The 20,899-nt window shown below is 50.6% G+C and carries 21 protein-coding genes; 4 read left to right on the forward strand and 17 right to left on the reverse strand.

The features are described from left to right. Nucleotides 1-252: 252 nt before the first annotated feature. The 3 genes from pqqA (at nucleotide 253) to OCU43_RS17215 (ending at nucleotide 2,532) form a co-directional block, all read left to right on the forward strand. Complete coding sequence (pqqA, locus tag OCU43_RS17205; RefSeq protein ID WP_075107990.1) at nucleotides 253-327, forward strand: pyrroloquinoline quinone precursor peptide PqqA; 75 nt, start codon at nucleotides 253-255, stop codon at nucleotides 325-327. Nucleotides 328-705: 378 nt separating this feature from the next. Next, on the forward strand, nucleotides 706-1,212 hold the full coding sequence (locus tag OCU43_RS17210) for a VOC family protein (protein ID WP_205209141.1): 507 nt from the start codon (nucleotides 706-708) through the stop codon (nucleotides 1,210-1,212). Nucleotides 1,213-1,290: 78 nt separating this feature from the next. Then, nucleotides 1,291-2,532 (forward strand): HupE/UreJ family protein, encoded by a 1,242-nt coding sequence (locus OCU43_RS17215; RefSeq protein ID WP_175483498.1) that lies wholly within the window; start codon nucleotides 1,291-1,293, stop codon nucleotides 2,530-2,532. Between the two features lie 67 nt (nucleotides 2,533-2,599). Here the strand turns inward: OCU43_RS17215 and OCU43_RS17220 are convergent, their stop codons facing one another. From OCU43_RS17220 to OCU43_RS17260, 9 genes are all read right to left on the reverse strand, one after another. Next, on the reverse strand, nucleotides 2,600-2,905 hold the full coding sequence (locus tag OCU43_RS17220) for a chaperone modulator CbpM (RefSeq protein WP_091357258.1): 306 nt from the start codon (nucleotides 2,903-2,905) through the stop codon (nucleotides 2,600-2,602). After that, complete coding sequence (gene cbpA, locus OCU43_RS17225; protein WP_091357261.1) at nucleotides 2,902-3,855, reverse strand: curved DNA-binding protein; 954 nt, start codon at nucleotides 3,853-3,855, stop codon at nucleotides 2,902-2,904. Before cbpA ends, OCU43_RS17220 begins: the two co-directional genes overlap by 4 nt. Nucleotides 3,856-4,093: 238 nt before the next feature. Beyond that, on the reverse strand, nucleotides 4,094-4,903 hold the full coding sequence (gene pedC, locus OCU43_RS17230; RefSeq protein ID WP_091357262.1) for a lanthanide ABC transporter permease protein PedC: 810 nt from the start codon (nucleotides 4,901-4,903) through the stop codon (nucleotides 4,094-4,096). After that, a complete protein-coding gene (locus tag OCU43_RS17235) occupies nucleotides 4,900-6,165 on the reverse strand; it encodes a type 1 periplasmic-binding domain-containing protein (protein ID WP_091357265.1) in 1,266 nt (421 codons plus the stop codon). The genes pedC and OCU43_RS17235 overlap by 4 nt, the downstream gene beginning before the upstream one ends. Next, nucleotides 6,165-7,148: a PQQ-dependent catabolism-associated beta-propeller protein gene (locus tag OCU43_RS17240; protein WP_091357268.1), complete on the reverse strand. Its 984-nt coding sequence runs from the start codon at nucleotides 7,146-7,148 to the stop codon at nucleotides 6,165-6,167. Before OCU43_RS17240 ends, OCU43_RS17235 begins: the two co-directional genes overlap by 1 nt. Beyond that, nucleotides 7,132-7,905, reverse strand: a complete 774-nt coding sequence (gene pedB / locus OCU43_RS17245; RefSeq protein ID WP_091357270.1) for a lanthanide ABC transporter ATP-binding protein PedB/LutE — start codon at nucleotides 7,903-7,905, stop codon at nucleotides 7,132-7,134. The genes OCU43_RS17240 and pedB overlap by 17 nt, the downstream gene beginning before the upstream one ends. 2 nt (nucleotides 7,906-7,907) lie before the next feature. Then, complete coding sequence (locus tag OCU43_RS17250; protein ID WP_091357272.1) at nucleotides 7,908-8,681, reverse strand: ABC transporter ATP-binding protein; 774 nt, start codon at nucleotides 8,679-8,681, stop codon at nucleotides 7,908-7,910. Then, on the reverse strand, nucleotides 8,668-9,435 hold the full coding sequence (locus OCU43_RS17255) for an ABC transporter permease (protein ID WP_091357275.1): 768 nt from the start codon (nucleotides 9,433-9,435) through the stop codon (nucleotides 8,668-8,670). Before OCU43_RS17255 ends, OCU43_RS17250 begins: the two co-directional genes overlap by 14 nt. Then, a complete protein-coding gene (locus OCU43_RS17260; protein WP_175483499.1) occupies nucleotides 9,432-10,541 on the reverse strand; it encodes an ABC transporter substrate-binding protein in 1,110 nt (369 codons plus the stop codon). Before OCU43_RS17260 ends, OCU43_RS17255 begins: the two co-directional genes overlap by 4 nt. Nucleotides 10,542-11,298: 757 nt before the next feature. Here OCU43_RS17260 and OCU43_RS17265 point away from each other — a divergent pair. Beyond that, nucleotides 11,299-12,504: a porin gene (locus tag OCU43_RS17265; RefSeq protein ID WP_217647420.1), complete on the forward strand. Its 1,206-nt coding sequence runs from the start codon at nucleotides 11,299-11,301 to the stop codon at nucleotides 12,502-12,504. 482 nt (nucleotides 12,505-12,986) lie between these two features. Here the strand turns inward: OCU43_RS17265 and OCU43_RS17270 are convergent, their stop codons facing one another. The 8 genes from OCU43_RS17270 to OCU43_RS17305 all read right to left on the reverse strand — a co-directional run bounded on the left by OCU43_RS17270 (nucleotide 12,987) and on the right by OCU43_RS17305 (nucleotide 20,736). After that, on the reverse strand, nucleotides 12,987-14,567 hold the full coding sequence (locus OCU43_RS17270) for a GMC family oxidoreductase (RefSeq protein WP_091357278.1): 1,581 nt from the start codon (nucleotides 14,565-14,567) through the stop codon (nucleotides 12,987-12,989). Nucleotides 14,568-14,581: 14 nt separating this feature from the next. Continuing rightward, complete coding sequence (locus OCU43_RS17275) at nucleotides 14,582-15,160, reverse strand: gluconate 2-dehydrogenase subunit 3 family protein (protein ID WP_245756543.1); 579 nt, start codon at nucleotides 15,158-15,160, stop codon at nucleotides 14,582-14,584. Between the two features lie 80 nt (nucleotides 15,161-15,240). Then, complete coding sequence (locus OCU43_RS17280; protein ID WP_091357280.1) at nucleotides 15,241-16,002, reverse strand: lipoate--protein ligase family protein; 762 nt, start codon at nucleotides 16,000-16,002, stop codon at nucleotides 15,241-15,243. Next, nucleotides 15,995-16,672, reverse strand: a complete 678-nt coding sequence (locus tag OCU43_RS17285; protein WP_091357283.1) for a 2-oxo acid dehydrogenase subunit E2 — start codon at nucleotides 16,670-16,672, stop codon at nucleotides 15,995-15,997. The genes OCU43_RS17280 and OCU43_RS17285 overlap by 8 nt, the downstream gene beginning before the upstream one ends. Before the next feature lie 17 nt (nucleotides 16,673-16,689). Further along, nucleotides 16,690-16,923: a biotin/lipoyl-containing protein gene (locus OCU43_RS17290; RefSeq protein WP_091357285.1), complete on the reverse strand. Its 234-nt coding sequence runs from the start codon at nucleotides 16,921-16,923 to the stop codon at nucleotides 16,690-16,692. A gap of 3 nt (nucleotides 16,924-16,926) precedes the next feature. Continuing rightward, nucleotides 16,927-17,949, reverse strand: coding sequence for an alpha-ketoacid dehydrogenase subunit beta (locus OCU43_RS17295; protein ID WP_091357288.1), 1,023 nt, complete (start codon nucleotides 17,947-17,949; stop codon nucleotides 16,927-16,929). Between the two features lie 41 nt (nucleotides 17,950-17,990). Continuing rightward, complete coding sequence (locus OCU43_RS17300; RefSeq protein WP_091357291.1) at nucleotides 17,991-18,977, reverse strand: thiamine pyrophosphate-dependent dehydrogenase E1 component subunit alpha; 987 nt, start codon at nucleotides 18,975-18,977, stop codon at nucleotides 17,991-17,993. Between the two features lie 412 nt (nucleotides 18,978-19,389). Then, entirely contained in the window at nucleotides 19,390-20,736 is a 1,347-nt protein-coding gene (locus OCU43_RS17305) for a peptidoglycan DD-metalloendopeptidase family protein (RefSeq protein WP_261832945.1), read from the reverse strand. Nucleotides 20,737-20,899 lie beyond the last annotated feature (163 nt).

Here is a 20,899-nt window from a genome sequence, read left to right on the forward strand (position 1 = left end):
AGTATGACAATACAGACCGTGTCAGCAGATGACACAGTCTGTGCTACCCAACAACAAGAGCTGACGGCCGATCTCCTCAAGCTGACACAGCTATCACCGTGACGCCTCAGTCAATCACGCTTAAAGATTGTGAAAACCGGGTTATTGCGTAAAACAATCCCAACGGATCGCAGTGCGGGTACGATCTTTGCTTTACTTATCGGTGACATTTAACGTCACGTTATACATTCATACATAGATGAGGAAAATAAAATGAACTGGACAAAACCAGCCTATAAAGATCTGAGAATTGGCTTCGAAGTCACCATGTACTTCGCCAACCGCTAACCCCTTAACAAGTACCGCTTAAACATACGTGCCCCGCCCCCGCTTCATTGCGGGGGTTCTAAATCTGCTAACAACAATAGTCCCCTCATTCGTTAAAGATCACCGGTCCACTCTGATAGTGTCTGCCTGGCACACTCTGAGTCGAACGCTGAGACACACTGACTCAAAAAGACTCTGTCCCCACTTTAAAGAAGCGCTCAATCTCCACCGTGATTAAAGGCTTGCAGCCAAAACCTGCTAACTGGCACGGGAAATGTATTTATGAGTATTCACTGTTCATAATCTATGGAGATCAATATGAAAAAAATAAAAATATTCACTGCATCGCTATTTTTATTTTCCCTTTTTAGCCAACAAACCCAGGCAGGGATACCCGGAATGCGAGGGACTCAGCATCTGGGTATTACCGTCCCAAATGTGAAAGAAGCGGTTGCTTTCTTTACCGATGTTATCGGCTGCGAATCCTTCTATTCAATCGGTCCCTTCGGCCCGTTCGATAATGACTGGATGACCGAGAACCTTAATGTTGACAAAAAAGCAGTGATAAAAACCGCTCACCTGATGCGTTGCGGTAATGGCCCGGCGCTGGAGATATTTGAATATACGGCCCCAGATCAAAAGCAGCAGCCACCGCGCAACAGCGATATTGGCGGTCATCACCTGGCGTTTTATGTCGATGATATGGCACCTGCAGTGAAGTTTCTGGAAGAGAAAGGGATTAAAGTGCTGGGCAAACCCCATACCTTTACAGACACCGGTATGGCTGGCCTGACCTGGGTATATTTCATGGCCCCCTGGGGGATGCAGCTTGAGATCGTCAGTTACCCATTCGGACAGGGATATGAAAAAGAGACCGGCCGCAGAATGTGGGATCCTCGCTACTAAGCCCCTCCCCCGAATAATTCACAAGGTTACCGATAGCATTACCTTCGGGTAATGCTATTAAACAACAGGGTACCGATTATGAAGACACTATTCGCACTGTTCCTCATGCTGATCGGCTCGCTCTTCAGCACCACAGTCCTGGCTCACTTTACCCATTTTGAACCCAGAATCATCCATCTCTATCAGGATAACCGGGACACCATTATTCTGATGCGGATGCCGCTGCCCCTGGTTCTTTTAGATAACAGCTGGCAAGGAGTCGACAGCCAGCAGGCGATCCCGTTTACTCACAGAGTCACCGCCGCTGAGAGAACTGAATATCTGCTCAATCACAGCGAGATCAAAGCCAGTCTGAGACGATTAAAACAATTGATCTCATCGGGATACCGCATAAAAAAAGAGGGACAGAATCAGATTTATCGTATTGAGGCTATCAATATATTCAACTCCGACAGCCGTAACCCCTTCAGTAGTTTAGACACCGCCCAGAGCAACTTTAACGGCGATATTACGATCAGCGAGGATGCCCGTTCGCTGTTCGACGCCGGTCTGGATATCCGGCTGCGGCTGGCCGATACCTCATTAAACACCGATGAAATCAACATCAGCAGTATTCTGGGGGACAAGTTCAATGCCATTAACCGTCTGGCGAATATCGTCAACCTCCACCGGGAGGGTGAAATAACATCGGTCACCACCGTTGGGATTCTCGATTATTCAACTACCCGCCTGCCCACATTAACCAGCAAACTGATCAATGGGTTTAACAGCGGTTTCAGTCATATACTGATTGGCACCGACCATATACTGTTTATCCTATTACTGTTTTTCAGTGCTACTGGCTTTATCAGACTGCTGTCACTGGCCACCGCATTCACTCTGGGCCACTCATTCAGCCTGCTGTTTGGTCATAATCTGGCGATCTCATCTCCAGCGTTCACCCCGGGCATCGAACTGCTTATTGCACTGACTATTTGCGTCACTGCAATCCTGCTGCTGTGCCAGAAAGCGCAGCATATCGGCACTACCCCGATACTGATTATCGGCGTTATCCACGGCTTTGGCTTCTCCTTTGTGTTTAACGAGCTGGCTAAAGAGGGTTCACAAACCAGCGCCATTAACCTGCTATCGTTCAATATCGGTATCGAAGCGGGACAACTGTTTATCTACAGTCTGGCGTTTGTCTTAACCGCAATGTGTAAAAGATATCTGACCTTCGAAAGGCCGCTGTACGTCTACGTATCGGTGTTCACGCTGATGGTGTCGGCCTATTGGATAGTCACCCGTTCGATCCCGCTGCTGGAAACGATACAGGCCTGACAAGTGTTCCAGGCCAGGCGGAGAAAAGGGCGCATAAACGCCCTTTCGCACATCGCTTGAGAGCCGTTTACAAATCGACAAAGCGGCTCAGACGACTCTGCAGATACCGATTCTGTTCGCGCAACTGCTCAACCTCATTGAGTAACTCTATTGCCAGGGCGATACCCGCCCAATTGACATCCAGATCACGATGCAGGCGCACCGCTTTCTTCGTCAGAACCAGCATCGCGGGGCTAAACAGCCACTCACCGGGGCTATCACCAACCGGCTCGACAATACCCTGCTCGATAATCTCAACGACCATACTTTCGGCCACACCGGTTTGCAGGCAGAGCTCGGAGAAACTCAGGTAGGTTGCTTGCTGATCGCTCATGATGCATCACTCCACTCGGCTCGGGGATCGAAAGGTGTCAGTTCCGCCAGCTGTTGCCAATGAGTCCTGGCAGACTCACTGCCTGACGGGGGCATCACCACTTTTAAGACCGCATAAAGGTCCCCCTGATGCTGGCGACCCGGCAGTCCTTTACCCTTCACCCGCAGACGCTGACCACTCTGACTGTTGGCCGGAATGGTCAGTTTAATCTCGCCCGACAGGGTTGGCATGGTTACCTTACAACCCAGCGCCGCCTCCCAGGGAGCCACCGGCACGGTGATAATCAGGTTATGCCCCTCGACATCAAACAGTGGATGAGGCACCAGTCGAATTCGCAGATAGAGATCACCGAATGCGCCGTTGCCGATACCCGGTGCGCCCTGCCCTTTTAAACGGATACGCTCGCCATCGACCACTCCCGGAGGAATTTTAACATTGAGGGTTTTCTTAACCTCGCTGACACGCCCCTCATTATCATAGTGAGGCAGATGGTAGGAGATCGTTTTAGAGCCTTTCGACAGGGTTTCCTCGAGAAAAACCGGCAGATCGGTTTCAATATCCTGACCTCGCTGGCTATAAGGCTGACGGCTTTCAAAGCCGCGGGCACCAGCGCCCCCCTCCGTACCAAAAATAGAGGAAAAAAAGTCAGAGAAATCCCGTTGCTGATAGCCATCGCCGTCGCCCCTGGCCGATGATTGCCAGCCCGGTGGTGGGCGAAACTCCTGCTGCGCAGCGCCGTATAAACGCAGTTCATCATATTCAGCCCGTTTGGTTTTATCCTTCAGCACCTCGTAGGCTTCGCTAACCTCCTTGAACTGATTTTCTGCATCATGATGACTGCTGACATCCGGGTGATATTTTCGCGCCAGTTTTCGGTAGGCAACCTTTATCGCCTTACTATCAGCATCGGGATCAACGCCCAGAATCTTGTAATAGTCTTTGAATTCCATAATCTGCCCGTTAGCACCGCAGGGTTATTAAGATAAGCGTGACACCGCCTGTGCGATTACTATAGACCAAAACCGGGTTGTTATAGGCGGTCTTCAGGGCAAAGTGATGCGGACTGATGATTGCGGACATAGTTTAAGAGAATAAAGCACAACTATCGGTTGACAGCAGATCAGCAGCGCTCAGCCACAGAGGGCACATAGATATGCAGCTCAGACGGTCTCAAATGTAATAAACAACCTATCCTCCCGCCTTTGACCGCCCAATTACGCCCTTCTGGGGATCATAACCCCAGACTGCCAGGCTGAAAAACAGCACAAAGGCACCAAAGACCACACTCAACGCCAGCCAGTTTAACTGCCCATACAGAGCAAACCGGACCAGCTCTACAGAATAAGTAAACGGATTATATTGCGCTGCCATAAACACCAGTTCAGCGCCCGCCTCCTCCAGTTTCCACAGCGGATATAGTGCCGGTGAGATAAAGAACATAGGAAAGATGACAAAGTTCATCATCCCGGCGAAGTTTTCCAGCTGCTTTACCGAGACAGAGAGTAATAACCCCAGAGCCCCCAGCATCAGAGCAACCAGGATAAACGCGGGCAGTGCGGTCAATGCACCAACAAGCGGTATATCTACATCAAACAGCCAGCAGATAATCATAAAACTGTACACCTGCAACAAGGATAACAGTGTCCCGGCCATCAGTTTACTGAAGAGGATATACCAGCGCGGCAATGGTGCCGTCAGCAACAGACGCATCAGCCCCATCTCCCGGTCATAGACCATCGACAGAGATGACTGCATACCGTTAAACAGAATCACCATACACAGCAGCCCCGGGGAGATATAGACCTCATACTCAATATAGGATTCATAGGGAGGAATAACCGCCACCCCAAAGACATTCTGAAAACCGGCGGCAAAAACTAAAAGCCATAGGGCGGGCCTTACCAACGCTGAAAACAGGCGCCCTTTCTGGCGCATAAACTTGCCAACTTCCCGGGCCGACAGTGCACTGAACGCATTGATGGCATGACTCGTATTCACGGTTTAGCTCCCAGGTTTAGTTGGCAACGGCTTTTATCCCGGTCACTGCCTAAGATATCGAGGTTATTCAACGGATGCAGAAAACCATCGATCGGCGCACGCCCGATCACACGGTTCAGAGAGGTCAGAAATACCGGTTGCCTTAGCTGATTGTTCCAGGGACGAAAATTCAGTGGATAACCTTTGGCACCATCCAGCTTAAAGGCTTCAGAGTGCAGGGTGTCGAGTAGTGAGTCAGCAGAGCCTGAGTGGTGATCTGTTGCAGACTGATCCAGCATCGCCTGGGCAATCACCTTCACTGCTAGCCAGGCTGACCAGTCATAGCCGGTCATCTGCCGTTTAGCTTTCTTTTTAAAACGTTTATTAACCTGCGGGGCACCGTTGCGTTCCCAGGCCCAGTGCCACCAATCTGCGACCAGTCCCGAAGCACCAACTACCGGACGCGGTTTAACGATGGCGTACGGAACATCAACGGCAAACTCCCCCGTACTGTCGACCACATAGACCACGTCATAATCATCCTTCGCCGTTAACAGTGAGATATTGTTCTGGTAGCGCTGGCGGGGATCACTTCCCAGGGTATAGGGTTTAAGTGTGACCAGATCGAGACCAAACTTTTTTGCCGAGCCCTGCAGTGATTCGAGATAGCGCAAATCGGCTTCAGCTTCACTGTGCAACACCAGCACCTCTTTCCACTTTTTAGAGATCAGATACTGTGCCATCGCATCTGTGAGCATGCGTCGACTGGGGACGACATGCAGCAGATTAGGCTGGCAGCTTTGATCACGCAGGGTGTTGTCGAGGGCACTGAGATTAAACAGAATGGTGTTGCGCCCCTGCCCGGCACCTGCAGCCAGCCTGACCCCTTCAGCGGGCAGGTCTAGCAGAAAAAACTGCGTTCCCTCAGCCTGCAACCGCTGGATCAGTGCGGGCAACTCGGAAAGTTCCTCCACCTCGTGTCGCGTCAATGTAAACCTGATGCCGTTTTTCTGAGCAGCAAAACGCGACTCCTGAATCGCCAGCTCGACCGCAGTGTCGAGGCGCCCCCAGGGCTGAGCCTGATAACGGGCATCGGTCACCTCTGTGCGGTAACGGGGATCATCGGCATACTCGATCAGGGCGAAACTGACGCTTTGAAGCTCCACCGCCCATACCGAGGAGCATACCGAAGATGACAGCAGCAATGCCAGCAGTGTTGCTACGCACCTGAGACGACTTGAATTGAAGCCGATCTGTTTACAAATCGCTGTCACAGAAAACATCAGTCATCCACCACAACATCGTGGGGCACCCGCCCTGCAGGCACCGATCTGATCACTTTCAACCGTTCAGTATCGATCACAGCCAGATCATCACTCTTGCCATTGGTCACATAGAGCCGGCTTTCGTCCTGATTAAGCGCGATTCCCCAGGCCCTTTTACCCACCAGGATATAGTCGATCACTTTGTTAGCAGGTATATCAACCACCGCCACATGATTGGCTCCGCCGAGAGTGATGTAGGCTCGCTGACCATCTTTGGTCATCACCATACCGACCGGAGAGATACTTTCGGGACGCACCCCACGCAGTGAAAAAGACAACTCAGCAACGGACTGATAGGACGACGTATCCAGAATCGAAATAGTACCTCCCACTTCATTACTCACCCAAAGCTGCTTCTGATCCGGTGTCAGCAGCATCCTTCTTGGGCGATTGCCCACCACAATATTCTCAACCAGTTCACGACTCTGCACATCGATCACATGCACCATGTTAGCCACCTCAGAGGTGACATACACCAGACGATTATCCGGTGTTACCAATACCCCTTCCGGCTCTTCACCCACCTCGATCTCGGCAACTTTCCTGCCCTCTTCCAGCGAGTAAACGGTCACCAATCCATCATCCTCATTGGAGGCATAGAGGAATTTCTCATCCGGTGACAGATCAAATCGGTCAGGGTCTTCACCGATCTCAATACTTTGCTGTACTGTCAGCGAAGCCACATCGATTACATCGATCACATCTGCGTCACCGCAGGCCACATAGAGGAGTGCGCCATCGTTACTCAGCTTCATCGCCCGAGGGCGTTCGCTCGTGTTAATCGCCGTTACCTTATCCATGCTGCTGGCTTCAAATACGGTGACCCGATCATCTTTTTCACTGCTGACAAAAACATAACCACTGTTTGCCTGACTCTGTTGCACCGCCAGTAGCAGTGATACCAAAGCAATCGAATTAAAAGCTTTAACAAGCACGTTCATGAACAACTCCAACCGTTTTATTCAGATTTATCAGGTGTAAAAACGCGTCTGAAAGTGAGCTTCCGCAAAGCGGCTCTTTAGCCAACAACTCTCCCGGGGATGAATCAGCCAGAACCTTACCTCTGTCCAGTACAACAACCCGGTCAGCCTGCTGAATCTCCTCAACTATATGGGTGCTCCAGAGCACCGCCAGATCACGCTCTTTACATAAAGCGATAACATGATTAACCAGCGCCTTACGGGATTCCGGGTCCAGTCCGACGGTCGCCTCATCCATCAATAGAAGCCGGGGACGGTGGAGCAGACTGCGGATTAACTCAACCTTGCGCTGGTTGCCGCCACTAAGACTGCGCACCGGCAGATACCGCACCGCTTGCATCTCAAAGCGTTCCAGCTCACTGGATATGCGTTGTTCCGCCTCAGAACGGCTGAGCCCATGTAACAGGCAGTGAAATTTAAGGTTACCCTGCACCGTCAGGTCGAGATCCAGAGTCGGCTGCTGAAACACCACGCCGATAGAAGACAGCGCGGCAATAGGATGATGGCGAATATCATGGCCACAGACCCATATCTGCCCACTATCGCCATTAAACAGACCGGTTAACAGCTGAAAAAGAGTCGTTTTACCCGCACCATTCTGCCCCAGCAAACCGACAAACTGGGATGACTGAATCGCTAAACTGACCTGATCCAGCGCTTTAACCGTTCCATAGGTTTTGCTAACGGCGGTCAGCTCCAGTGCGGTATCTGATTGCATGATTATCTCCTGGAGACCGATTTCAGAACTGGTGCGGAGAGAACCCCTTCTAATAAACCGGCGTAATCAGAGAGCAGATCACTTTTCCAACGCTGCAGTCTGTTATCGTCGGGCAAACGGGGGCGGGCAATATCCACCGGGGTATCCAGAATGACTGTGCCCGGGGCAGCGGAAAGGAACAGTATCCGGTCCGCCAGCTGAATCGCTTCATTCAGATCATGGGTTACAAAGATAACGGTGGATTTCTGCTCCACCCATAGCTCACTTAACAGTGAACGCAGGTTATCGGCATTGGGGGCGTCCAGTGATACAAAGGGTTCATCCAGCAGCAACAGGTCCGGCTCGGTCAGAAAAGCCCGGGCGATACTGACCCTGCGCTGCATTCCCCCGGACAGATGTTTTGGATAGAGGGCAGATTTCCCTCCAAGCCCAACCTTGATCAGTATTGCCTCAATCTCTGATTCATTGGCGACAGGCTTCACCAACCGCAGGTTTTCCGCCACTGTTAACCAGGGCATCAGTCTCGGCTGCTGAAAGATATAACCGATCTTACAGTCTGGTTTGTCGGTCAGAGGGGCACCATTAAACTTAATCTCACCGGGCGCACTGGTTTCCAGAGCCGCAATCATATTCAGCAGGGTAGTTTTACCTGTCCCGGAGGGGCCGACCAGCGCAACAAACTCGCCCGGCGAGACCCTAAAGGACAACGGTCCCAGCACTTTGTCAGGACTATTGGCATAAAACTTACTCTGTAAAGCGATATCAAGACTGACCATGGTATCCCCCCCGGGCGATGAAGCGGTCCAGCGGACGCATAATCAGCCCCTCGATCACCAGAATGATGGCTGCAAACGCCAGGGTATAAGCCAGAATGCTGGAGATATCAAAAAACTGGAAATAGGTCCCCAGCTGAAAACCAACACCATCACTACGCCCCAGTAGTTCAACCACCAGCACTATTTTCCAGATTAGTGACAGACCGGACCGGGCTGAGGCCATAATGAAGGGGTAAAGCTGCGGCAGGTACACTTTAAAGAAGTAACGCGGTGGAGAGACCTGAAAAACCCTGGCCACGTCCAGCAGATCCTGGTCAACCACCCGTGCTCCCTCGCGCACCATCACCACTACGGTAGGAATTTTATTTATCGCTACCGCCGCAATCGCAGCCGCCTCTACCAGCCCAAACCAGACATAACAGAGCATAATAGTGACCAGGGCCGGGACATTAAGGGCAATAATCAGAATTGAATCGCCAGCGCTATTCAAACGGGGAAATGCCCCCATCATGATACCGATCAGCACCCCAAGCAGCATCGCAATGGTGAAGCTGAGCAACACCCTTAGCAGGGTCACCAGCAGATGATGCAGCATATCCCCGTCAACCAGATGGCTGCGCAGACTGGCAAACACCTGCAGCAGACTGGGAAAGTTACTGCTGTCCATCAGCATAGCCGCACACTGCCAGACTAAAAATAGAATGGCGAGGGGCAACGCACTATGCAGCAGTTGTTTCAACGCGGGAACGATCATAGTTCCTCCCCGGTAGCGACCTGCTTCACTCCCATTTCAGGGTTTGAAATCCAGAACAGCGACCGGTCCAGTTTATCGGCGCCCCCCGTCAACTCTGTCCCACCCTCGCGCAGCATAAAGGCATAGAGATCCTCCAGCGCATTCAACTCATCTGTTCCGAACTGAAGCTGTACGCCTGCACGATAGCCCTTTTTCAGAGCCATAAAAATCTGATCATCTTCCGCCCGGGTCAAATCACGGATGCGCAGCCATTCGGCATCGGACGCCAATAGGATATCCCTGGCTTCCCGGGAGGCTTTTAAAAAATTCCCCAACAGCTCACTATGTTGCTGACGCCAGGGTTCAGCAAACACCCAACCGAGCATAGGCACCTGATGATCGATACCTAACCCTCTGATCATCTCGTCAACTGAGATGATCGGCTTAAAGCCCCGGGCCTCTAATCTGGCACCGTAATGCCAGAAATTCAGGCTCAATGGCAGCTTGCCGTCATACATCAACTGATTCAGTAAAGGGGGCGCGGCAAACACCGGCTCAACCACTTCCAGAAGATCTTTTCCCAGCACCTGCTTACTATAGGCCTGTAGCAGCAGCCAGCTCTTATCGACAGAACCTCCGGCAACCCCCAAACGTGCACCCTGAATATCCTTAACCGATGAAACCGCGCTCTGCGGCTGAGCATAAAGCCCTCCGGTAGCGGCTGAGACAGGGGAGAAGCCGAACATCCTGTGGTTAAATCGCTGCCGGTTCACCCAAACCCAGTCACTGTAGATCAGATCAACAGCACCACTTTGCAGCGCAACAGCACTGGCGTTTTTACCAGCAACAGGGGTTACATCAAGGGAGAAATGGTATTTCTCATCAAGATGATGCTGACGTATAACATCCATCTCCCAGTTGACGGTGCCAAACTGCAGCACAGCAACCCGCACCGTCGGCAACGATTCTGCAAACAATTGAGAACCAGGCAGCAACCCCAGCAAGGCGGTAAACAACAGCGCCCCAATGAAGCTTTTTCCCGTTTTAAGCAAAACCGGCCTCATCCGTCCAATATTGACCAGAGCAGATAAGCTTATTGAAGAAACAGTCGAAAACACAATCTCCATAACAGCATTCCCAGATATAAGATTAGCGGTGACTGAGGCCACTCTTTACATACATAGCCCCCCTCGTTATCAGCCACACTGTGAGCTTAAAAAAGGCCCGGCATATCGTACAAAACACCCTGAAGGGGAAGGGATAATGAAGGTATCAACTACGATATGCCGGACAAATAACTTACGAAATTACAATCAGTAAGCCGGATAAAGTCTCACAACTAACAATTGTAATTAGAGCAATAACAGTACCAAAAACATAAGTTATTGATAATTGTACGAAATAACTAATTTTTAAATTAACCCGCCCTATTGAATGGCAGCAAATGAAACAGACTGTCTCGATTTGATGCGACAGAAAGTCTTAAAAATGTATAGCGAAAGAAAGAAGATAAAAATTTAGGCTAACCTATCTCATTTTATATAACTCTGATTAAAGCGGCACTTTAATTTAACGCCACAGTATGATTCATAAAGATGAAACATACTGTTGCAGAACAGCCTCTTTTTTATAAAACAACTCTTTTACAAAACACTGACTCATATAATAAAAACCATCCAAACCAAAACAAAAAAACCACAACCCATTGAAATCATTAATATCTTTTAATTTTTAGAAAACAAAATAAATTTTTTGGCATATTCTCTGCTCCTTCTCCTGCGGGTCGATGTTAAATCAATTTTTCACATTCCTATTTATATAAATAGTATAACGTGAAAACCCCGTAAATAAATCTAACTATAAATTCCGTTGGGGAGTAACTCTATGAACTTAAAAAAATCATCCCGCAAAAAGATGGTGCTAATCAGCCCTGTTAAAACACTGACAGCGATGATGATGCTATCAGGGGCAGCAACCCATGCATCTGCCGATATTCTGATCGGCGAAGCAGCTAATACCAAGCTATCGATGTATGGCATTCTTGATGCGGGGATTCTCTATCAGGACAAGGTATCCACTGATGGTGATGAGAAACTGGGATTGGAAACCAGTGGCTTACGTCAAACCGTTCTTGGCTTTAAAGGGTCCCGGTCACTGGATAATGGAATGGATGCCTTTTTTAATCTTGAAGCCCACTTCGATCTGGACACCGGTATGTTTCATGGTACCGGTGATGCCAGTACAGACGGAGATGACAGTAGTGGCAGGCTGTTGTTCCGGCGCCAGGCAAATCTGGGAGTAACCGGCGACTGGGGAACGGTTATCATTGGTCGTCAATACGGCCCTGCTCTGCTTGCACATCTGGGTACAGAACCCCGTATATTCAAAGAACAGTTCTCTAATCTGTATGCCTGGGCCTATAGTCAGTACTTCTCTACCGTTAACGACCCCGCCAGCACGGATGGCCGCAATGCCAATAATGATGTCGGTATCTTCTTTAAAAATGCGGTGCAATATCGCAACAACATCAATGGCTTAGACTTCGGTGTGCTGTACTCCTTCGGCGGTCAGGAAGGCTCTCAGAAAGAGGGGGATGTTATTGCTATTGGTGCTGCGTATAACACAGGCCCAGTAACGCTGTCCGGTTCTTATCAGAATATGCGTGACCAGCAAACCGCTGAAGATGTTGTTACCAGCTGGGCACTGGGTGCCGCCTATGCGGTTGGTGATCTGAACTTCAAAACCAATTTCATGAACACTGAAAACAATGATGCTAACGGCAATCAGATTCTGGATCTGGATGCTCTTGGCGTTGGCATGGACTGGCAGTGGAATGAGAAAAACAGCGCGACGATCGCTTACTACGTCAATAAGGATAAAGCGCCAGCCAAGAGTGTAGAAACTAAATCACTGGTGTTAAGCAACGAATACACCATTGGTGAATCGACGATTGTTTATGCTCAGTTGGCCCATGTTGATGCGGATGAGATGGGTACTATTTCACGCTATGCCACCTCAATTGTTGCCAGCCCTGCACCTGCAGGCGAGACAACCACACTGATCAACGTTGGTTTTAACTTTGCTTTCTAACTAACCCCTTCCTCTGTAAGCCCCTTGGAAGCCTGCTTCCCTGGGGCTTTTGCTTTTCTGCTCTGACCACTTATTTACCGTACCTCCTAACCCGCCCTCCATTCATTCCAGCAGCATTGGAATAACCCCTATTTTCCAACAACCCCTATCATCCAATCTAAGCAACAAGGCATGTAAGTCTGCACGGGAAAAACACTCGCCTGTGACTAAGTCGCGGTAGCTATGTATCAGAGACCGAAATATGTCTTCAACCTGAAGAAACTATTGAGCCATCCAGGGGTGAGCGTTGAACAGTCTGGCGAGACGATGAGATGACGGGTTAACAAAAGAAAAGATCGGAGCGTTTCATGTGGCGCACACGACAAATCAGACCTGGCCCCCCCCCAGGCTAACAGCGCATTAACTATATCCCCCCCTGAAACAAAAAAGGCACGCTCGAAAGCGTGCCAAAGAGTTACACCGAGTGAAACAGGTTACAGCGGTCAGATCGCCTTTTTCTTCATCTGGTCAGCAATATAATCGGCCTGACGAATCGCCAGAGCCACAATCGTCAGAGTGGGGTTCTCAGTACCACTGGAGGTGAACTGGCTACCGTCAGAGACAAACAGGTTATCAATATCGTGCGCCTGCCCCCAGCGGTTAACCACACCATCTCTGGCATGCTCACTCATGCGGTTGGTGCCCATATTATGACTGGCAGGATAAGGCGGCAGATTATTAACCTTCAGCGCACCCACTGCATCGAACAGCTCTTTGGACCTGTCATAGGCATGGTTGCGCATACGAGTATCATTGATATGGTCCGCTTTATAGACCACTGGCACCGGCAGACCATACTGATCTTTCTCTGTCGGATGCAGGGTAATGTTGTTGGATTCAACCGCCATATCCTCACCACAGATCCAGAAACCCGCCATTTTGTCATAGTTAGCCAGAGAGTCCGCCAGCTCACGCCCCCAGCCACCTTTACCAGGATTAAGGAAGGCAGACATAAAGGGCAGCCCCAGATGCAGAATTTCAAGCTCATAACCGGCAACATGTCCACGACCCGGATCATTATTCTTCCACTCGTGAACAATACCCGGCACCACCGTACTCTTATACATATGCACAGGCTTTTCGAACTCGGCATAGACCCCACCAGTGGTATGGGTCATATAGTTCTGACCCACCTGACCAGAGGAGTTCGCCAGACCATCAGGGAACATCGATGAAGCGGAGTTCAGCAACATCCGTGGAGATTCGATGGAGTTACCCGCGACAGCAACCACGCGCGCTTTTTGCAGATGCTGATTGCCATCTTTATCCGCATAGAGGACACCGGTTACCTTGCCGGTTTTATCATGTTCGATCCGCAGTACCATGGATTGCGGACGCACCTCAGTTTTACCCGTAGCTTCCGCTTTCGGAATTTCGGTGTACATGGTTGACCACTTAGCACCGATACGACAACCCTGCATACAGAAACCATTCACCTGGCAGGATGGACGCCCATCACGGGTCTCGGTATTAATGGCCAGGGTCGCCTGCTCGCACTTCGCACCGATACGGTTGGCTCCCTCTTTGACCACCTTATAGTGACTACTCTCGCCATGAAAAGGCATGCCGGTGGCTTTGGTGCCACAGACACCCATCTTCTTTTCCGCCTTTTCGTAGTAAGGCTCCATCTCTTTCAGCGTCACCGGCCAGTCAAGCACGTTGGCACCAGGCACGGTGCCGTTGGTGGTTTTCATCTTGAACTCGTGTTCCTGAAAACGCATCGCCACACCCGCCCAGTGCATCGTCGCACCACCCACACCTTTTACAATCCAGGCAGGCAGGTTGGGAAAATCTTTTGCAATCCGGGCGGGGCCAACAACATAACGTTTATCCAGCCAGGAAATTTTGCCAAACATCTTCCATTCATCGTTTTCAATATCGTCCATCTTAAAGCGTTTGCCCGCTTCAAGAACGACTGAGCGGATCCCCTTCTGCGCCAGCTCATTTGCCAATGTACCGCCACCAGCACCGGAACCAATAATGACCACCAGGCTGTCATCGTTTAAATCAAATTTAGTAGACATAGCTATTCCTCTCTTCAGATCCAGTCAATATCGTTGTAACCACGGTTGATGTAGCCGCCCTTTTCCCAGGCGGATCCACCATAGCCAAAGCGAGGCCACAGATCGGGGTTGTTGTAGATGCCCATCATCAGGGCGCCTTTAATATTCTGAAAGAAAGGAGACGACTCGATCTGTTTCAGCACAGATACCCGGTCTTTTTCAGATTTAATATCGATATAACTGACACCGAAAAGCTGCGAAGCGATCTGGTCCAGAGATTTAGCACCGTCGGCCAGTTCCGATAATTTTTTATCATCGGAGGCAGCGGCCTGAATCATTGGCGTTAACACCTGAGTGTAATATTTATCTTCCAGGGTATCGTGAGGGTAAATATCCCGCGCCATTTTCAACAGTGTGGTATTCGCTTTTTCACCAATTTTCTTCGCTGCGTAAGAATCAGGCGCGAACAAACCTCCGCCAAGAACAACAGCCGAAGCGGCGACGGCATAGGTACCCGTTTTAGACAGAAAGCGTCGGCGATTCATGCAAACTTCACCTGCCTTGCCTTTTCTGGCACTCGTAGACTGCAGTAAATCTTTTTTATTTTTATTCATAATAATCTCCAGGATTAATATTATTTTTTAAACTGATTAGCGATCAGACTAAACAGCTAAAAACGCCACGTTCGATTAACCTAAATATATTTATCGATATAACGATTAAGATATGCATCAAGCCCATCAAGGGATTTTAAAACAAAGCTTTCACCTGATTTATTCATTAGCTGGGCAAGGGATATATGCTTACCTTCAACAATAAAGGGATTCAGCTGACACTTTTCATAAAACCGGTTGGAAATATTCCACATCGCTGGCAGATCGCCGTCACATAAAATAACCGCGTGCATCAGCAGCGCCATATCCCGGTCATCGGTACGGGCCAGAGGGTTGGTGATCTTCTTCCAGCGCTGAGCGGTTCCGGCGAGTTTCTGCCCCCCAACCACCACATTAAAATCACCATCGCAGAAGGCTCCCTCGATAGAGGCGCACTCTCCCTGAATGCCGTTGTCGGATAGCCACCCCAGAATCGCATTGCAGATCACCCGATAACTGTCGCGGATACTCATCTGACCTTTTTTGCACTTGATTGCCATGGTCAGATTGATGAAGCCCTCACTCTGCGGCGTCAGCTCTCCTCCGGTACTGCGAATCACCACCGGCCAGCCCTGCTCAGCACAATAGTCGCTGGCCGCCTGAAAGTTACTACGATTGGTAGCACTTTTAGGCACAACCAGGGCCTGCTTACTGCGCCACAATGCATAACCGCACTGCACCCGACCGCTCAGCACCTGATCCAGAAGCGTCTGCTCAAGCTCGAGACCTGCAGAAATTTCAACCGGCGTATTGCGCTTTATCTTAGCGATACGGCTGCGCCCGCTGATGGTCAGACTATTCACTTTCGATCTCCCGACAGAGATCAGAGAGAAAATCAGCCGCCGGACCACCATCAACCCCGCGATGATCAAAGGTCAGGGACAGGCCCATCATCCGTCTGGTTACAAACTGCCCATCCTCGACAGCCACCTCCGCATAGGTTTCCCCTATCCCTAAAATAGCCAGTTGCGGCAGGTTGATAAGGGGGGTAAAAAACCGCACCCGGCTGCGACCGATGTTGGTCAGGGTAAAGGTACCGCCCTTCATCTCCGAGACTGTTAACTGCCCATCTTTAGCCCGGTTAAGCAGCTCACGACGGGCGGCAGCACGCTCCTGAATATCTTTCTGATCAGCGGCAAACAACGCTGGCGCCATCAACTTGCCACCGGGCAAGCCAATGGCATAACACAGATCGATATTGCGGTAGATAGAGATCTCATTGTTTTCAATACGCCCATTCAGCACCGGGTGCTTCGCCAGGACGTTGACAACGTAGTCAGCGAGCAGGTCTTCAACCGAGATGTTAACCCCCTGCTCTGCCATTTTCTCCTTACGCCGCCACATAGTATCAACGCAGCAAACGGCATGGTGAGTCAGCTGAGCAGCCTCATCAAGGCTGCGTCGCATATTGTTGGCAATCATGCCCCTCAAGCCTTTGAGAGGCGTTACCCTGAGTGTATCTGAGGCGGTCATCTGTCTCTCCCGATCTGCTAGCCGATAGTTGCCACGGTCTGGCCCTTTTCGACAATTTCATCTACATCATTGATGATCTTTAAGACCCCGGAAGCGGTTGCTTCCAGTTCATACTGAATCTTTTCAACCATCAGTTCTGCGATCACATCACCCTCGGCAACCTCACCACCATCACTGGCCAGCCAGGAGGTGATAACCCCCTCAGAGTCTTCTTCCCACATATCGACGGGTACAATTACATCAGTTGTCATCTGTTAGTCTTCCTTCATTTTGTTAAAAGCTGCGATAATTTTTTCCGGGCTTGGTAGCGCCCACTGCTCCATAGGACGGGCAAACGGAATCGGAATGTCGGGATATGCCACTCGCTGAGGCGCCGCTTTCAAAGGAACGCCGGCCTCGACCACACTGGCGATAATCTCTGCGGTCATGCCGTAGCTGTGATAATCCTCATCCACTACAATCAGGCGGCCGGTTTTCTTAACCGACTCAATCACCGTGTCACGGTCCAGCGGTGCCAGCGAACGCAAGTCAACCACTTCCGCACTGACACCCTGTTCTTCGAGAATCCGCGCAGCCTTCAGACCGAAGTGCACACCGGAGGTGATCCCCACAATCGTGACATCGGTGCCTGGACGGGTGACCACGGCCTTACCCAGTTCAACCTCATAGGCGGCTTCCGGCACATGCACGATGGCCTCTTTTTCAGTCCCCAGCCACCCCATTCCCTGCAGGGCCTTATGGAACATGAACACCACCGGGTTAGGATCACGAATCGCGGCAATCATCATCCCTTTGGCATCGTAGGCATTGGAGGGCGCAACCACTTTCATACCCGGCAGATGGGCAAAGGTGGCATGGACACACTGAGAGTGCTGCCCACCATCGGAGTAACCCCCACCGGTGGAGGTCATCAGCACCATCGGCACCGTGACATTACCGCCTGAGAAATAGGTGTTCTTTGCCATCATGTTGTAGATTGCGTCGAAACAAACCCCGAAGAAGTCGACAAACATCAGCTCGACAACCGGCTTCATACCATCGGATGCAGCACCCACAGCAGCACCGATAAAAGCGGTTTCAGAGATCGGCGTATCGCGCACACGCTCACCACCAAACTCTTCGTGCAGCCCACGGGTATTACCGAATACACCACCTAACTCACCGATGTCTTCACCCATCACAAACACTTTGTCATCGATGCGCATCTCCTGAGCAATCGCTTCTGCCATCGCCCGGGCGATCGTCAACTTGCGTTCTTTTTCTTTTACCTGAGTCATGTTTATATCTCCTCAATCCTGACCTGATTTCGCATTACCGCTTAGACAAATACTTTTTGCATCGCCTCTTCAGGCGCGGCGTATTCACTGTCACGGGCAAACTGTATCGCTGCGTCAACCGCTGCATGCGCTTCCTCTACCAGCGCAGCATCTGTGGCATCGGTCAGAATTCCCTCGTCCAGCAGGCGTTGCTTCATAACCGGAATGGGATCGATCTTCTGCAGAGCCTCTTTTTCGCCAGCCGGACGATAGGTTTCACCATCCCCCATAAAGTGACCTGCCAGACGTGAGGTTTCGATCTCGATAAGCGTGGGGCCTCCACCATTGCGGGCACGGGCAATCGCTTCACCGACCACATCAAAGATGGCAACCGGATCGTTCCCTGCGATAAATTCACCGGGCATACCATAGGCAACCGCCCGATCCGAGTTCCGATCAATCGCGGTACTGGCTCGCTTGGAAACAGAGATCCCCCAGGAGTTATCTTCGATAATAAAGATGACTGGCAGCTTCCAGACACCTGCCATATTCAGCGCTTCGTGGAACGCTCCCTGGTTAGCAGCCCCCTCACCCAGATAGGCCACCGCGATTCCACTTTTCTTCTGCATCACCCGGGATAACGCAGCACCCACCGCCGGGCCAACACTCTGGCCAATGATCCCTGAACAGGAGAAGTTAACGTTGGCATCAAAGATATGCATATGTCCGCCACGACCACCGCTGAGGCCGGTCTTCTTACCGAAAATTTCGGCAGCCATCGCTTTAAGATCCACCCCTTTGGCAATCGCAACGTGATGGGGGCGGTGAGTAGAAGTGACCACATCTTCCGCGGTCAGATGCGCGCACACACCGACAGCGCAGGGTTCCTGACCATTAGACAGATGCATCTCACCGGGAATGGGGCCGTTGGCCATATTGAAGGCGGGGCTTTTACCCTCCATGTAGATCTTTTCAATCACCTCTTCAAAGAAGCGACTCACAAGCATGTGTTTGTACATCCATACCTGTTGTTCCTGACTCGGTTTCATATCATGCTCCACAGTATCAGTTGTTATATTTTTCTATATCACTGTATGAGCAATGCCTGTGCCATAAAATTAACTACATGATTTATATACTGTTTTTAGATATAAACGGAGTCTATGATTCACCACTGAACGGTTATGTAAATCAGGGTGACGCACCCTGTGCGACACTTTGTTCCACCCTTTAAATAGAGCAATGAGCGACGGAGAGTCCCATCAGTTTGTCTGCGACTATCAGAGCAGAGACGCGATTAGAGAGCCCAGGGCATCATAAGTACCGAAGAGATTAAGGAGAAGGGATTAAGGACACACATCTCAGGGTTGAGCGACACAACAGGCATAAAAAAGCCCGGCAGAATGGCCGGGCCTGATAAACGAGTCGCGGTAAAACGGTCACGGTAAAACGGGAATCTAGCTACTGCTTTTTCGCCAGTGCCAGTTGCTCTGCCATCAGGGACTTCAGCTCAGCGACCTGATGCTTGAAAGCATTACGCTTTTTGCTGGCGATAGTCTGCACCACGGGGATCGGGGCGGTCATCGCATTCACCGGACGACCATTCACACGCAGTTCGTAGTGCAGATGCGCCCCGGTCGAGCGGCCTGAGTTACCGGATGCGGCGATCTTTTGGCCTCGGGAGACTTTCTGCCCTTTACGCACATAGGCCTTACTCAGATGCAGATAGCGGGTGGTATATTTCCGGTTGTGCTGAATCTCAATATACAGCCCCGCATAACGATGCTTAATCACCCGGGTGACCACGCCATCTCCGGCCGCCAGCACCGGCGTGCCGATCGGAACGGAAAAGTCAGTGCCGTTATGGGGCCGGATCAACCCGGTAATGGGGTGTTTTCGCTTAGGATTAAAGCCTGAGGAGATGCGATATCTGCGCTTCAGAGGGATCCGCTGAAACGCTTTTTCCAGGCTTTCGCCATCAGCATCGAAGTAGTTATCATCAAACAGAAACGCCGACTGCTTACGAATAGCACCATCGTAGACAAAGCCTTCGATGATACTGTTACCGGTATATTCACCCTTCACATACTGACGCGAAACCGCCAGTTGAAACCGGTCTCCTGCACGCAGATGACTTCTGAAATTCATCCGCTCTTTCAGCAGACTGGTCACCTGATACGCCTCAGCAATGCGCACTCCTGCGCGCTGCATCGAGCGGGGCAGATCGCCCTGTACTTCGCCCGCAAAGACCTCCCGGCGATAGCCTCCTTTTTCGATAAACTCCTTATACTCGAACTCTCCCTTCTCCCCGCGATTAAACACTACCTTGTAGGTCAACCCGGAACGGAAGATAAACTGCTTCAGGTCACCCTCAGTATCAAAGTTAAACCCCAGTTGATGACCGGGCTGAATAGTATCCAGCGCCAACACGTTAAGGTCCGCTTCCATCAATTTATAGAGGGTTGTCTGAGAAATATGCAGCAGATCAAAAATCGTGCTCAGGGTATCCCCCTTCTGCACCACATAACTGACTTCGGGTTCAGGGTCTTTAACCTGAGCAGAGCTTTCGACGGATGGTTCAGAATTAACTTCGACATCGCTCTCCCCGAGATCAAGAGAGAGATTACTTCTGAACTGGCCCGGGGCAACCGGCACCGCAGAGGTGTTATCTGCAACCATCACTGAAACAATGAGAATCAGAGACGCGCACGCCAGCACAATCCTGTGCGGGGTTGGCAGATGACTCAGCAAAGTGATGACCGTCGTCAAAAACGACCTGAGACGTACAATGATATTCCCGATTTTCAAACGCTGCCACTCTGCCTAAATACTGATCAATTCTGATTCTTGCCCCCATGGCTGATGCTGTGACCACCGGCAGGGACGATTGTTCAGTGGATTATGCCTGAAATAGGACAGAATTTCCTGCCTGAGCGGCTGGGGCTGGCTGTAATTTTCACACACGCATATT

Source organism: Amphritea atlantica (assembly GCF_024347255.1).
Lineage (GTDB): Bacteria > Pseudomonadota > Gammaproteobacteria > Pseudomonadales > Balneatricaceae > Amphritea > Amphritea atlantica.